Below are 13,049 nucleotides of genomic sequence, written 5' to 3' on the forward strand. Positions count from 1 at the left end.
GCCTACGGCCCGGCGTACTGCAGCTTGACGTCACCCGACGAGCTCTTGGCCCGGATCTTCCTGGTGGCGGCCGGGTCCTGCTTGAGTCGGTTGTCGGTCTCGCCTGAGTTTGTCTTGACGTCGACCGCGTAGGTGTCGGCGCCTGGCAGCTCGATTTTCACCTCACCCGAGCTGGTTTCGGCGTCGACCGACACCGGCGCTCGGGCGAATTCGAGCCCGATCTCGCCCGAGCTGGAATTGGCCCGGTATTGGCCCTCGCCCAGGGTCTGCCCCTCGATATCGCCCGACGAACTCTCCGCCGTGATGTCACCGCTGACCGTGTGCAGCTCGATCCGGCCGGAGGAGGTCTTGAGGTCGGCGCCCTTCTCGAGGCCGATCGCGAGGATCTCGCCGCTGGACGTCTCCACCTTCACCGCGAGGTCCTTCGGGATCTGGATGAGGTAGTTGGTGTCGCAGCCGCCGAACGAGAGGAAGCCGCAGCCGGTCTTCTTGAGCTCGAGCACGCCGTCTTCGTAGTTCTCCTCGGGATCATCGGAGAAGACGTTTCGCTCGGCCTTGCGGGTGACGGTGATCTTGCTGACGTCGGCGGTACGGATCTCGATGTCGTTGTTGCTGGTCTCGACTCGCAGCGACGTACCGCTGACGGGGAATTCGAGCTGCTTGGTCTCGTCGGACTGGGTCAGCTGCGAGGCGGCCCACCAACCGCCGCCGAGGATCAACGCCACGGAGACCGTGACACCGATCCGACGCTCAGGAGTCATCGACGAACCCGGACGGCTCTCCACCTCGGACATACAACCCCACCCCTTGTCAGCCTGCAGGTGCACCAGCCTGACATAGGTGGGTGTCGGTCAGCGGCAGGTTTATTGGCCAGCCGATCAGGTGAGCAGGTCGGTCAGGTGAGCCGGTCGGTCAGGTGAGGTCGGCGCGAGGTCGGTCACGTGAGGTCGGTCAGTCAGGTCAGGTGAGTAGGTCGGTCGTCACGTTGCTCGCCAACTGCTGCAGCCCCTTTCGCAAGCGGCTCGACTTGGCCGCCTCCGCCAGACTGCGGCCGTGGCTCAGGGCGGCATCACACGCGGCTTGGTCGAACGGCAGCAGCGCCGACGGCTTGACCCCCGCATACCGCCCGAGAGCCTCGGCCGCGGCGTCGCCCGGAGAGGAGCCGAGGGAGCCGGATCGGACCCGGTTCACCACGGCCCGGGTTGTCGCTGACGGAACCACTGACCGCAGGTCGTGCAGGGCGCGGATGAGTCTGGTCAGCCCCACTGGGTCCGCGCTGCCGACCACGATGATCTCGTCAGCCGCCTCGAGCGTGACCAGGGTCGCGCCGTTGCGCCGCGGAGCGAGCGTGTCGAACGAGATCTCCTCGTCGCTCTCTAGGCAGAACCCGACATCAACGATCGTGCAAGGCGCCAGCGATCGAGCCGTGGACCAAACGGCCTCGATCGCGCTCGGTCTCAGCTCGGTCCAGCGGTCGGCCCGGCTCAGACCGGTCAGGACCAGCAGATGCGGATCAACCTGTCGCGCCTGCCGGGCGAGCACTGGCACGTCGAGCGAACCACTTCCCGCCGAACGCGCCGCCGCCGCGAGGCCCGAGGTCTCGTCGAGCATGCCGAGCAACTGTGCCACCGTTCCGCCGTACACATCGGCGTCGGCCAGCAGGGTGGAGACACCCGCGGCGGCCAACTCGGTGGCAAGCCCGACCGCGACCGTACTGCGCCCGGGCGCTCCCGTCGGACCCCAGACCGCGATGAGCCGGCCCGTGCCGGACAACTCGTCGTACCGCGTGGGCTCGGCCGCGGCGACGGGCCCGGGCGTGGGCACGAACCCGCCGGCGAAGTGCGACGTGATCACCGGCGGCCCGGCATCGACCGCATCGGTGATCGCGCGCCCGAGGTCCTCCGGCCCGGCGTCGGCCGGGAGGATCCGCTCGATCCCCATCCGGCTGAGGCGATCCTCGCTGCCCGGCATCCCGCCCGGGCCGTCGGGCGGACCAGCGGGATCGATCAGCGCGATGACCGCGATACGCCGGGCCTGCAGTGCGGCGACCGCGTCTGCCGTCAGCCTGGGCAGATCTTCCGCGAGGAGCACCGCCCGGGCCTGACCGCTACCCGCGGCCGCGAGCACGTCAGCCATGTCCACGCAGCGCCGCACGACACGGAGGCCCGGAGCCCGCTCGGCACGGCGGACCACCTCCGCCTCCCAAGGTGCGCCCGTGATCGCGAGCAGGATCGGGACAACCATCAGTGACCTCGCCGGACCAGCACCGGCTCACCGAGCGCAATCGCGCTCAATGCGGACGGCAGCTTTTCCGCGTCGGCCGGATCCAGACCGATCAGCACCTGGCGCCGGGACGCACCGCTGGTGACGCCCTTGGACGCGTCCACCTGGACCACGCGGACCTTCTCCCACACCTTGCGAGCGGGCGGATCCGAGGTGTTGCCTGCCGCGGCGGATTTCGGCGCGACCCAGAGGTCGATCTCGTCACCGACGGCCAGATCCGCGGGCAGGCGGCCGACCTGTGCCGACACCGGGACCTCCAGCAGCTCGGAGTCCCGCTCGGCAGCGGTCGCCTCCTTCGGCACGAACTCGCCGGCACCGATCTGGCGAACAGTGATCAGACCGTCGAGCTTCGAGTCGGCGGACACGTACTGCCCGGCGGAGTCGCCGGTGGTGAATCTCACCCGAGCCCTGGTCAGATCATCAGCGCTGATCCGCGCCCCGGCCGGGATGGCGCGTTTGGCCGCCCAGATCGCGGTGGTGTCGTCAGCCGAGGACAGCAACTTCGCGCCAGCCAGCGCGGTGACCGCGACCAGCAGGATGCCGAGGACGAGCCGGCCGTCTTTCCAACGGGCACGGGTATTGCGCCGGCTGGGCGTCGACGGCGCGGCGAAACCGCTGCGATCGGCCACGGATCTCCCCCTGTCTGCTTGTGTCGTCACGCGGTGGGATCGAGTGATGACTGTCCGAGACGACATTCTGCCTTGTTTGGGGCCGGCGCCGCGGAAGTTGTCCACAGGCACCTCTAATGGGGACAAACGCTGCGAATCGGAGGCTAGGCATGCCAAACTGGTTCAAACGAGGATGACTTGACGAATCGAAGGTCCCGTATGCCCGCACCGCGTTTCCTGCTGCTGTCCGATGTCGCCGAGGTGCTGAACATCTCCGCGAACCAGGTCTACGCATTGGTGCGGCGAGGCGATATTCCAGCGGTCAAGATCGGCGGGCGGGGCCAGTGGCGGGTCGAGGCGACCGAGCTGGAGAAGTACATCGAGCGTCTCTACACCGAGACCAAGGAATTCATCGACGCCCACCCCTTCGGCGAGGACGCCGACCAGCCCGAGGACGTCAGCTAGCCCTCTCTTCGCCTGACCGCGGCGAGCCCTGTCGTTGGCACCAGCCGGGTGTTGTAGACCTCGCCCCGCCGGCGCGGCGCGTCGAGCGGATGCTCAGCCATCTCCAGGAAGTCCGCGCCCACCCGATCGATCGTTCCCGTCACTGAATGCTGGTCAACGCCGACGCAGAACACCGTCACCGGCGATCGATCCCGCGCGATTCCCCGCAGCAAATGGGCCAGACCGAGCTTGGCCGCGACCGCACCCTGCTCTGACTCGGCCCACGGACCCAGCCCATGTACGCCGGTCAACGCCGTCGCTGGAATCAGCCATTCGTCGTACCGCTCGGCCGCCAGCAACAAGCAGTCCTTGCCGACACGACTGAGCACGCCCTGAACCGCATTCCCTGAACCGAGCTCGACCCGAATCGTGCCGCCGACCCCGCCACGCAACCGGTCCAGCACGGTGATCCGACCGACCTCCGCGCGAATCCTGTCGGCGACCTCGCCATACAGATCCCCCTCGGTGAGGGCGTCGAACTGGGACTCAAGGTCCTCGAACAGCGCATCCCATCGCACGCCGCGAACCTACCCCCTCAGCTATCGATCAGCCACGCTCAGTGACCGCCACTTCACAGATCCGACTTGCCAAACCGTCGTTAGTCAGGTCTATATTAGTCGAACGGATGCAAACTCAAGCAAACTCATAGATTGAGATGGAACGGGGTCGATATGAGGATCAGAGCGGTGATCACACTGGGCGCCGTCGTCGGCGCGGGGTTCGGCCTGCGCTGGATGACGGCCGGTTCGCTGGTCTCGGTCTCTCGCGACGACCTCGCCTCCCTCGCGGTCCTGGCCGTCGGCGCCGTCGCATGGTGCGCCTACACCTGGCTCGCGGTGGTGACAGCCGCAACCGTGCTCGAGCAACTCCCAGGCGCCCTCGGCAACGCGGCCGGCCTACTAGCCTCCGGCCTCACCTCGGCCGGCTCCCGCGCCCTACTCCGGTCCACCCTCGGCGTAGCCGCCGTCACCCCCTTGACCATCGGCCTAGCCCACGCCACCCCAACTTCCCCCACGTCCTGGACCGCCTCTCCCGCCCCCACACCAACCGGCCTACCCACGCCCCAGCCACACCAACTCGCCCATCGCCCCCCACCCCAACCCGCGGACCACCTCACGCGTCAGTCGCCAGGTGAGCTCGTGGTTAGGCCCCTGAACCAACCGCCAGCCCACGTCGCACGCCAGTCGCCAGGTCTGCTCCCTGGCGGGTCGATGGAGCCGTTCGCCGATCCCTCTCGCCGCGGTACGGCGTATGCCGACCACCGCGTCCAGCCGATCCCCATCACGGACCCAGCCGCGAGCCAGTCGACCGAACAACTCGCCGATCCCTCTCGTCGCGGTACGGCGTATGCCAACCGCCTCGTCGAGCCGATCTCGACCGTGGACCTGGCCGCGAGCCGGCCGACGGAGCAGCTCACCGATACCTCTGGCCGCGGTCCGGCGTACGGCAACCCCCACGTCCAGCCGATCTCCACCGCGGACCCAGCCGCGAGCCAGTCGACCGAACAGCTCACCGATCCCTCTCGTCGCGGCGCGGCGTATGGCGATGGCGGTGTTGAGCCGGTCTCGTTCGTGAGCCTGGATCCGAGCCGACCGTCGGCCGGAGAAAGTCGTGCGGCGTACCTCGGTGTCGAGCGGGCCACGACTGTCGGACCCGGCGATGGGCGAGGCCACGGGCGCTCGCTGCCGGGGGTGGAGGGGCAGATGGTTAGGCCGGATCGGCCGGGGGTGGAGGGGCGGGTGGTTGTGCCGGATCGGCCGACGGTTGGGGCGGCTACGCGGTATACGCCGATCCGGGCGCCGCGGCGAGTGGTGGTGCGGCCTGGCGACACGCTCTGGTCGATCGCCCGCGCTGAACTCGGCCCGAACTGCACCGATCGGGCGATCGCGGCCCGCTGGCCCGACTGGTATGCCACGAACGCCGCCGCCATCGGACCGGACCCGGACCGCCTCGAGCCCGGGCAGGTTCTGCAACAGCCGTCGCCGTCAGCCGAGGTACTTCGGCTTCCCTCCAGCTCACAGGAGAATTGATATGTCGTCCGATAAGCCGCGACTCGTATCCGTACCTCCCGATGCCGGGCCGACTCGGTCACGTCCGCGCCGCCGGGCGACTGCGCCGCCGACCGACGGCTCGCTCGCACTCCGCTACCCGGCAGAGCCGCCCGCACCGGCAGTAGCGGCAGCACCGGCAGTAACGGGTGTGGTGGCGGCGCCGGCAGTGGCGGCTGTGGCGGCGGCGCCGGCGGTAACGCCGACGTCCTCGGCGGCACCGGCAGCGAGGTCGATGCCCGCGCTTCGGCTGGTGCCTGATCCCGCGTCGACCCGCAGGGCCTCCACCACCTCGGCCGAGTCGCGCCAGGTGGGCGAGGGAGGCGGCCTGCCGGAGGTGTCGGCGTGGGCGGCGCGCCTGGTGCAGGCGATCGCTGAGGTGGTTGTCGGCGATCGGCCGGTCGGCCAGTTGGTGCGGTGGGTGGAGCCGGCGGTTTATGCCGATCTGTATCGCCGGGTTCGGTTGCTAGGGCTGACCACGTCGGCAGGGATACGTACTGCGTCCGACCGTTCGTCGATTCGCTCGGTTCGAGTCTGCGCTCCGGCCGAAGGTGCCGTGGAGGTGGCGGCGCACGTGCGGCATGGCGCCCGGTCTCGCGCCATCGCCTTACGCCTGGAGATCCACCGCGATCGCTGGATCTGCACCGCCCTCGAGATGGGCTGAAGGCGACCGACTCCCATGCGCAGGGAATGGGAGTCGGCCGCGGGCGAGGTGGGCGGGTTGGGGGCTCGTCGACTCGCGCGGTGGTCTTGCCGGGCGCACTTGTGACGGAATGATGGCTGTCGCGATACGGGCGGCGGGGGAAGGCGGGTGGGCGTGGGGGCGGGGCTAGCTTGGGCGATTGGTCAGGCGGGTCCGGGCTGGACGAGGGCGACGGGGAATAGGCATGGCGCAGGCAGCGATCGAACTTTCGGCCGCGGAGCTGGCAGCTCTTGCACCACGGCTGGGCAAGGCGCGATGGTCGGAGCGGATTCCTGCGCTTTATCCGGTCGCGGTGCGGTATCACCGGGTGCGGCGGCGGATTCAGTGGATGCGTTCGCCGTTGACGTTCAGCTCGTCGCGGCAGGCGGAATCCCTGCCTGTGCGGGTGAAGCAGCACAAGTCGTTGTTGCTCCGCTCGCTTGGCGAGACCGAGATGTGGTTGCAGCACAACAAGGTGACGAATCTGCGGTTGGCCTGTGCGCGGGTTGATGGCGTACTGATCAGGCCGGGCGAGACCTTCTCGTTCAATAAGGCGGTCGGCAATGCGACTCGGCGGAAGGGGTACGTCGCAGGGATGCGGTTGTCCAACGGTGAGGCTCGTCCCGGAATTGGCGGCGGTATCTGCCAGTTGGCGAACCTGCTGCATTGGATGGTGTTGCATTCGCCGTTGAGGGTGACCGAGCGTTCGACGCATAGCTTCGACCCGTTCCCCGATAACGGCCGGGTGCTGCCGTGGGGTGTCGGGTGCAGCATCGTCTACAACTACGTGGATCTGCAGTTCCGGAACGACACCGATCAGACCTTCCAGCTCAAGGTGTCCGTCGGTGAGCGTTATCTCGAAGGGGAGATCCGCGCGGCCGTACCGACCGAGTCGACGTACCGGGTATTCGCCCGGGGTGAGCGGTTCTTCCGGTCTGGCGATCGGTATTTCCGGCGGAACGAGATTTGGCGTACGACTATCGACCGGCGTACCGGTCAGACCATCGATGAGGAGCTCGTTCGCGAGAACGTCGCACTGGTGAAGTACCTACCGACTGACGTCGACATCATCGAATTGCCGCCGGTGCTCCCACCGCTCGGACAACCGCTGCCGGTCGACGCGCGCTGACGACCAACTGACCCGGCAAATCGGGATCACCCGCACGGGAAACCAGCGGAACGGAAAGTGTCGGAGGTCTGCGGCAGACTGGCGGTATGAGCGAGCGCCTAGCTGCTGACTGGGTTGCGTATCGGGAGCGGCCTGCGCGGCTTGGCGGCGGCACCACCTTGTGGACCGTGTGTACCGACGGCGCGCCGCATCGCGTGCTGCCCGACGGCTGCATGGACCTGATCTGGAACGGGGACGAGCTGGTCGTCTCGGGTCCGGATACGCGCGCGTTCCTCACCGCTTCGCCGGCCGGTACGACGGTTGCGGGTGTGCGGTTCGCGCCGGGGATCGCGCCGGCCCTTCTCGGCGTACCGGCTCGGGAGCTTCGCGATACGCGCGTCGCCTTGGCCGATCTCTGGTCGCCTGCGCGGGCGCGGCGGCTCGCTGATCGGATCGCTCGCGCGCCCGGTCTGGCCTACGCGCTGGAGTCGGAGGCGTTGGAGCTCGCGGGTGATAGACCGGCGGCGTTACCACTCGGCGGCGGTACGGCGAGTGCCGTCGCGAGCGTCCGTCGTGGCGAGGCGGTGCCGGCCGTGGCGGATGCCCTTGGTCTGAGCGAGCGCCAGTTCCATCGGCGCTGCCTCGACGCCTTTGGGTATGGCCTCAAGACCCTCGGGCGGATCCTCCGGATGACCGACGCCCTCGATCTCGGCCGCACCGGTCTGCCGCTCGCCGACGTGGCGATCCGGACCGGCTACGCGGACCAGGCCCACCTGACTCGCGATATCAAGGCCCTTACCGGCCTTCCCCCAGCCCGCCTGCTATTGCCGGATACCGAAGACTTCTCCCGAGCCCAGGCCTCCTGACTGACTGATCGAGCGACCCCGGCATGACGCGCCGAGGGAGCACGAGGGGTCAGCGGGTGGCGGAGCGGAGGTCGGCGCGGAGGCGTTGGGCGTCGCGGTCGGTGGGGTCAACGGTGATGGTGGGGTTGGGGCGGCGGCGGTGGGTGCGTTCCAGGGCGATGATGAGCACGAGGACGAGCACGATCGGGATGAGGATCATGGCGAAATTCCTTTACTGGCAAGGGCTTTGAAGAAGGTGTAGTGCAGGACACCGCCGGGCTGGGCGGTCCGGTGGAGGTCGGCGATGCCTTGTTCCCAGTCGCGCCGCCCGGTGAGTCCGGCGGCGACGACCTCGTCCCCGATCGCCTCGAAGAGCGCGATGAAGGTGTTGCGGGTGAACCCCTCGACCAGGTCGGGCCGCGATTCGTCGACGTACACCGGCACGGGTCGGACCCGCACGGCGTCGTAACCGGCTGCGGCGAGCAACGGGTGGAGCCGGCGTCCGAGCAGAGCGTTGCCCCCGGCAACGGATTGCAGGTGGACCTGGTGCCCGATCGCGGCCCGTGCGAGCTCGCTGTCCGGGTGGAAGAACGCCGAACCGTGATCGCCCTCGATGACCGTGATCGTGCCGCCGGGTTTCAGCACCCGGCGCAAATCCGACAGAGCGCGCACGGGATCGCGGAGATGTTCCAGTACGAAGCAGACGAAAACGTGGTCGAACTCGTCATCCGCGAACGGCAGGTCGAATACGTCGGCCTGGTGCCACTCGACCCCCGGCACGCGGCGTCGCGCTTGGGCCAGCGAGGTGGCGGAGCGGTCGATCGCGACGACCTGCGCGCCCGGGCTGGACGCGACCAGGTGGGCGGTCTGGGCGCCGACACCGCAGCCGGCTTCGAGAATGCGACTGCCGGGCGGGTACGACGTACCGGCGTGCAGGAGGGCGGCCAGGGTGTTGGCCTGATCGTTCAAGCGCTGGGCCTCGTCCGCCGAGTACCCGTGCACGTAGGTGGTTTCCATAGCTCCACCTTGCTGCCAGTATGGACCAATGAACAGGTCCAATCAGGGCGCACTCCACCAGTCCAAAGCTGGCTCGGACTTCCTCCAGTTGTCCGCGGAGGACGCTCCCGAAGGCGGTTTGTCCGATTGGCTCGCGGCCAGCCTGCGTACGGCGATCTCGGACGGGCGGCTCCCGATCGGCAGCCGCTTGCCCGCCACCCGAGTGCTCGCGGCGGACCTGCGGGTTTCGCGCGGCGTGGTGACCGAGGCGTACCAGCGACTGACCGAGGACGGGCACATCGTCGGCCGCGGCCGGGCCGGCACCGTCGTGGTCGCGATCCCGCACACCCCAAAATCAGGGCCACCTAGCAAGACCCAGCCCAGGCCAGAGCGTCCCAAGACCGTGTTCGACAGCCCGCCAGGCGTCGAGGTGTTCGAGGCGGCCCGGGCGGCGCCAGCGCGGATTGACCTCTCCCCCGGCGTACCGGATCTTGCGTCGTTCCCACGGACAGCGTGGCTACGGGCCGAGCGTGCCGTGCTGAGCGAGTTGTCGGCGGTCGACTTCGGGTACGGCGATCCGCGCGGCGCCCCGGCGATGCGGGCGGCAGTAGCGACTTGGCTCGCCAGAAACCGCGGAATCACCGTGGATCCGGCTGAAGTGATCGTGGTCGCGGGAGTTGCCCAGACGCTCGACCTATTGGCACAGATCCTGCAGCGGGATGGCGTGAAAGAACTGGCTGTAGAGGACCCCGGGTCTCTCGGCACCCGGCAGCAGTTCCACAACCGGGACATCGCTACACCGCCTGTAACCGTTGACGAAGACGGCATCAGAGTGGACGAGCTACGGGCGACAGGCGCTCCCGCTGTGCTGCTTACTCCGGCACACCACTTCCCGACCGGCGTAGTCCTCGGTGGCGAACGCAGGCGCGAGTTGATGCAGTGGGCCAGCGAGGGCGGGTTGATCGTGGAGGACGACTACGACGCCGAGCACAGGTACGACCGACCGCCAGTACCGGCCATACGTTCAATGCTGGTCGAGCAGGTCTGCTACACCGGCAGCGTCTCCAAGTTGCTGGCGCCGGCACTACGCGTCGGCTGGGTTCTACCGCCGCCGAAGTACCGCGAGGCGTTCGTGGCCGCTAAGCGATTCGCCGATCTCGGCAACGCCGTACTGCCTCAACTGGTGCTGGCTCATCTCATGGAGTCGGGAGAGCTCGAGCGCCAGCTGAGGTTCCTCCGCCGCAGGCATCGGCAGCGCCGGGACGCGATGATCACGGCCATCCGGGAGTACCTGCCGGAGGCCAAGGTGCATGGAGCCGCGGCCGGGCTTCACCTGATGATCACGTTCGACAGCAGCGCCTTCAAAAGCAACGACGCCAAGCTGGCTGCGGAGATTCTCGCCCGCGGAGTGAAGGTCCAGCCGCTCTCCTGGCACCACCAACGTCCGGCCCGCCCAGGCCTTGTTCTCGGCTATGCTGCGAACAACCAGTCAGACCTGGCCGAAGGCATTGCAACCATCGCGGAGGCTCTACATCACCAGTAAGTGTTGAGGTTCTGCATGAGCGCAGAGACGGCTCCACCTTCCGGCTTCTGGTAGAAGTCGAGCGCAACGAAGTTCGGCTTGCGGCCGGCTACAGGACCACAGACCCGGGTCAACCGGTCCGAGAGCTTAGAGCCGTTGTCGGCTGACGCAGCGCCTTCAGTCGGGATATCCCGGTAGTGGTTCATCACGTGCAGACGGCGGAAGCCCGGCTCCTCCTTGGCCAACGGAACCTCGTCCCAGCGGCTGTAGCACTGGGTGTCACCGCCAGAGCCGAGAGACCAGTAGTTCTCCGCGGTCCAGTCCCGGTCGAACATCACGCCGTACGACTCGCGGCCGGAGCGCTGGGAGAAGACCAGCAGGCGGCGGTTCTGGGCGATGAGCTCGGAGATGCGCGGCCAGCCGTTCTGCCGTACGCCGGCCTGATCCGGCCGGAAGACGCGATCGGCGAAACCGTTGACCTTGGCAACAGCCGTTCGCAATTCCTCGACGCTGGTGTAGTCCTCGATGAAGAGGCTGACCACGGCCGACGGGTTGGCGTTGAGGAAGTTGACGACATCTTGGAGACCGGCGGTGAGCGTGCGTTCGTTGCCCCAGCAGCTGCCGTGACACATCCGGACATCGCCGTTGTAGGGATGCGCGTCAATCTGCAGCCCGCGCACACCTTGGCTGAGCTGATCCCGCAAACGGTAAGACTGGTTGGGGAATCGGCCCCAGAAGCCTTCGTCGGTATTGGCCATCGCGTTGTGGGCGACGAGGTAACTGACCTGGTCGAGGCGCGGATCGGCGGGCATGGGCCGACGCGGTACGTCGACGCCGTTCACGTACCACTCGGCGCCGGGGCCGGCGTCCGCACTGACCACCAGCTCGCGCCCGGTCGAGGGACTCGTAGCGACAACGCGGAGGTAGCCGCCAGTCGGGCTCTTGATGCGAAAGCGGCCGCCAAGATCCTCGAAGAGCCAGGCGGAGGCGGCGTTCGAGCAGGGACGGAGAACGGCTTTCGCCGCGTCGCTCCGGCCGAGGCACCAGGCCGAGTTGGCGACGAGCGTGATCTTTACGTTGCCGCTATCGGACTGGAGCCGCCATTGCTGGGCGGCCGAACCGTTCGCGGCCCACTCCTGGATCTTGTGCCCATCGTCGATCCCACCACCGTCGAGATCGGCCACCCGGCCGTTCGGCACACTCACCAGAATCACCGACGACCCCATCGGCGGATCCGCAATGGCTGAAGCTGAAGCCTTCACCACCTGACCGGAAGCCAGACCGAGCGCGAAGGAAAGGGTCAAGCCGATCAAGCGGGCAGAAGGAACGGCCATCGTATGCCTCCGGGACGCTGGGCGGTGCGGACTCGGATGTGTGTGCGCACACAGCGTCGCCAACCTGTAGCCCCGCGTCAACCCGATCGGCGCGGCGTCACCGTCCTACCTCCGCCGTCAGGGGCGGCGGCGGTCGGCGGCGGCGCGGAGTAGGTCGTCGGCGGCGGCGAAGCGCTGCAGTACGTCGGCGGCGGTGGTTTCGGCGGTCAGGGCGCCTATGCCTTGGCCGGCGTAGAGCGGGGCGGTACCGACGTCGCCCGCGCGTACTCCGGCCATGAACTCGTCATGGGCCGCGTCGTCCGCACCAAGCTCCTTCTCGTGCCCCTGCCATTGCACGAAGAAGGGATTGCGCAGCGCCCGGCCGCCGAATTCGTCCGGCCAGCCGGCCCGCGAGGCCTGATCGAAGACCGTGCCGTACGACGTTGATGTCTCGTCCGAGGCGATCAACTGCTGCCGGGCGGACGCGCTGTTGATGGCTTCGCGGCACGTCAGGAAGGCGGTGCCGATCCAAGCTCCCGCGGCACCAGCAGCCAGTACGGCGGCCAAACCGCGGGCGCCGGAAATACCACCAGCGGCCAGCCCGGGTAGTTCCACTTCGTCCAGGATGGCCTGAAGCAATGGAAGAGTCGCCACCTCGTTACGACCATGCCCGCCGCCTTCACCACCTCTGGCGACCAGTACGTCGACACCGGCGGCGACGGCCTCGCGTGCGTCCGCGAGAGTGCCTGCCTGCGTCGCGACGGTTATCCCTGCATCCTGAAGCCGTTTCACGTACTGCGGGTAGTCCCCAAAGCTCAGCGAGACCAATGCCGGTTTGAGCTCCAGCACCGCGTCGAGCTGCTCAGGCTTTTCCGAAAGCGCCCACGCCATCAGCCCCACGCCGTACGGCTTGCCGCTCTCGGCCGCGATCGCGCCCTGCTCGCGGATCCAGTCGGCCGACGCGAGGTTCCCGGCGCCGATCATCCCGAGCCCACCGGCCGTGGAGATCGCCCCGGCCAACGCCCCACCACTGGCCCCCGCCATCGGCGCCCCCACCACCGGCACCGCGACCCCGAACCGCTGCATCAACCAAGTCCGCATACCGCCATCGTGCCATCCGGCATAGAAAGACCCGCCGCC

Annotated in this window: 14 protein-coding genes; 6 read left to right on the plus strand and 8 right to left on the minus strand. The window is 68.1% G+C overall.

What is annotated here, in order from left to right:
* Positions 1-2: 2 nt before the first annotated feature.
* From OG394_RS17665 to OG394_RS17675, 3 genes are all read right to left on the minus strand, one after another.
* Positions 3-794 (minus strand): DUF4097 family beta strand repeat-containing protein, encoded by a 792-nt coding sequence (locus OG394_RS17665; protein WP_328996476.1) that lies wholly within the window; start codon positions 792-794, stop codon positions 3-5.
* Positions 795-960: 166 nt separating this feature from the next.
* Positions 961-2,244, minus strand: coding sequence for an AAA family ATPase (locus OG394_RS17670; protein ID WP_328996477.1), 1,284 nt, complete (start codon positions 2,242-2,244; stop codon positions 961-963).
* Positions 2,244-2,912, minus strand: coding sequence for an SAF domain-containing protein (locus OG394_RS17675; protein WP_328996478.1), 669 nt, complete (start codon positions 2,910-2,912; stop codon positions 2,244-2,246). The genes OG394_RS17670 and OG394_RS17675 overlap by 1 nt, the downstream gene beginning before the upstream one ends.
* A gap of 198 nt (positions 2,913-3,110) precedes the next feature.
* Here OG394_RS17675 and OG394_RS17680 point away from each other — a divergent pair, with 198 nt between their 5' ends.
* Positions 3,111-3,356 carry a helix-turn-helix domain-containing protein gene (locus OG394_RS17680; RefSeq protein ID WP_328996479.1) on the plus strand — a complete coding sequence of 82 codons (246 nt, stop codon included), beginning with the start codon at positions 3,111-3,113 and terminating at the stop codon, positions 3,354-3,356.
* Here the strand turns inward: OG394_RS17680 and OG394_RS17685 are convergent.
* The gene (locus tag OG394_RS17685) at positions 3,353-3,913 is read right to left on the minus strand and encodes a hypothetical protein (protein WP_328996480.1); all 561 of its coding nucleotides are present in this window, start codon (positions 3,911-3,913) and stop codon (positions 3,353-3,355) included. The genes OG394_RS17680 and OG394_RS17685 overlap by 4 nt on opposite strands.
* A gap of 168 nt (positions 3,914-4,081) precedes the next feature.
* Here OG394_RS17685 and OG394_RS17690 point away from each other — a divergent pair, with 168 nt between their 5' ends.
* The 4 genes from OG394_RS17690 (at position 4,082) to OG394_RS17705 (ending at position 8,099) form a co-directional block, all read left to right on the plus strand.
* Positions 4,082-5,425, plus strand: coding sequence for a LysM peptidoglycan-binding domain-containing protein (locus OG394_RS17690; RefSeq protein WP_328996481.1), 1,344 nt, complete (start codon positions 4,082-4,084; stop codon positions 5,423-5,425).
* Between the two features lies 1 nt (position 5,426).
* Positions 5,427-6,107 (plus strand): Rv3235 family protein, encoded by a 681-nt coding sequence (locus tag OG394_RS17695; protein WP_328996482.1) that lies wholly within the window; start codon positions 5,427-5,429, stop codon positions 6,105-6,107.
* Positions 6,108-6,330: 223 nt separating this feature from the next.
* Positions 6,331-7,254, plus strand: a complete 924-nt coding sequence (locus OG394_RS17700) for a VanW family protein (protein ID WP_328996483.1) — start codon at positions 6,331-6,333, stop codon at positions 7,252-7,254.
* Between the two features lie 86 nt (positions 7,255-7,340).
* On the plus strand, positions 7,341-8,099 hold the full coding sequence (locus OG394_RS17705) for a helix-turn-helix transcriptional regulator (protein WP_328996484.1): 759 nt from the start codon (positions 7,341-7,343) through the stop codon (positions 8,097-8,099).
* Between the two features lie 49 nt (positions 8,100-8,148).
* Here the strand turns inward: OG394_RS17705 and OG394_RS17710 are convergent, their stop codons facing one another.
* Positions 8,149-8,298 (minus strand): hypothetical protein, encoded by a 150-nt coding sequence (locus OG394_RS17710; protein WP_328996485.1) that lies wholly within the window; start codon positions 8,296-8,298, stop codon positions 8,149-8,151.
* Positions 8,295-9,095 carry a methyltransferase domain-containing protein gene (locus OG394_RS17715; protein WP_328996486.1) on the minus strand — a complete coding sequence of 267 codons (801 nt, stop codon included), beginning with the start codon at positions 9,093-9,095 and terminating at the stop codon, positions 8,295-8,297. The genes OG394_RS17710 and OG394_RS17715 overlap by 4 nt, the downstream gene beginning before the upstream one ends.
* A 28-nt stretch (positions 9,096-9,123) precedes the next feature.
* Here OG394_RS17715 and pdxR point away from each other — a divergent pair, with 28 nt between their 5' ends.
* On the plus strand, positions 9,124-10,617 hold the full coding sequence (gene pdxR / locus OG394_RS17720; RefSeq protein ID WP_328996487.1) for a MocR-like pyridoxine biosynthesis transcription factor PdxR: 1,494 nt from the start codon (positions 9,124-9,126) through the stop codon (positions 10,615-10,617).
* Here the strand turns inward: pdxR and OG394_RS17725 are convergent.
* Together OG394_RS17725 and OG394_RS17730 are read right to left on the minus strand one after the other, a co-directional pair.
* The gene (locus tag OG394_RS17725) at positions 10,608-11,930 is read right to left on the minus strand and encodes a PI-PLC domain-containing protein (protein ID WP_328996488.1); all 1,323 of its coding nucleotides are present in this window, start codon (positions 11,928-11,930) and stop codon (positions 10,608-10,610) included. The two genes, pdxR and OG394_RS17725, sit on opposite strands and share 10 nt — an antisense overlap.
* A gap of 117 nt (positions 11,931-12,047) precedes the next feature.
* Positions 12,048-13,010 (minus strand): NAD(P)H-dependent flavin oxidoreductase, encoded by a 963-nt coding sequence (locus OG394_RS17730; protein WP_328996489.1) that lies wholly within the window; start codon positions 13,008-13,010, stop codon positions 12,048-12,050.
* Between the last annotated feature and the right edge of the window lie 39 nt (positions 13,011-13,049).

It is taken from the genome of Kribbella sp. NBC_01245 (assembly GCF_036226525.1).
GTDB lineage: Bacteria > Actinomycetota > Actinomycetes > Propionibacteriales > Kribbellaceae > Kribbella.

What these genes read in the sequence shown, in the direction of transcription:
- OG394_RS17665 (WP_328996476.1), bottom strand. Translation starts at nt 794, where the DNA reads ATGTCCGAGGTGGAGAGCCGTCCGGGTTCGTCGATGACTCCTGAGCGT.
- OG394_RS17670 (WP_328996477.1), bottom strand. Translation starts at nt 2,244, where the DNA reads ATGGTTGTCCCGATCCTGCTCGCGATCACGGGCGCACCTTGGGAGGCG.
- OG394_RS17680 (WP_328996479.1), top strand. Translation starts at nt 3,111, where the DNA reads ATGCCCGCACCGCGTTTCCTGCTGCTGTCCGATGTCGCCGAGGTGCTG.
- OG394_RS17695 (WP_328996482.1), top strand. Translation starts at nt 5,427, where the DNA reads ATGTCGTCCGATAAGCCGCGACTCGTATCCGTACCTCCCGATGCCGGG.
- OG394_RS17700 (WP_328996483.1), top strand. Translation starts at nt 6,331, where the DNA reads ATGGCGCAGGCAGCGATCGAACTTTCGGCCGCGGAGCTGGCAGCTCTT.
- OG394_RS17705 (WP_328996484.1), top strand. Translation starts at nt 7,341, where the DNA reads ATGAGCGAGCGCCTAGCTGCTGACTGGGTTGCGTATCGGGAGCGGCCT.
- OG394_RS17710 (WP_328996485.1), bottom strand. Translation starts at nt 8,298, where the DNA reads ATGATCCTCATCCCGATCGTGCTCGTCCTCGTGCTCATCATCGCCCTG.
- OG394_RS17715 (WP_328996486.1), bottom strand. Translation starts at nt 9,095, where the DNA reads ATGGAAACCACCTACGTGCACGGGTACTCGGCGGACGAGGCCCAGCGC.
- pdxR (WP_328996487.1), top strand. Translation starts at nt 9,124, where the DNA reads ATGAACAGGTCCAATCAGGGCGCACTCCACCAGTCCAAAGCTGGCTCG.
- OG394_RS17725 (WP_328996488.1), bottom strand. Translation starts at nt 11,930, where the DNA reads ATGGCCGTTCCTTCTGCCCGCTTGATCGGCTTGACCCTTTCCTTCGCG.
- OG394_RS17730 (WP_328996489.1), bottom strand. Translation starts at nt 13,010, where the DNA reads ATGCGGACTTGGTTGATGCAGCGGTTCGGGGTCGCGGTGCCGGTGGTG.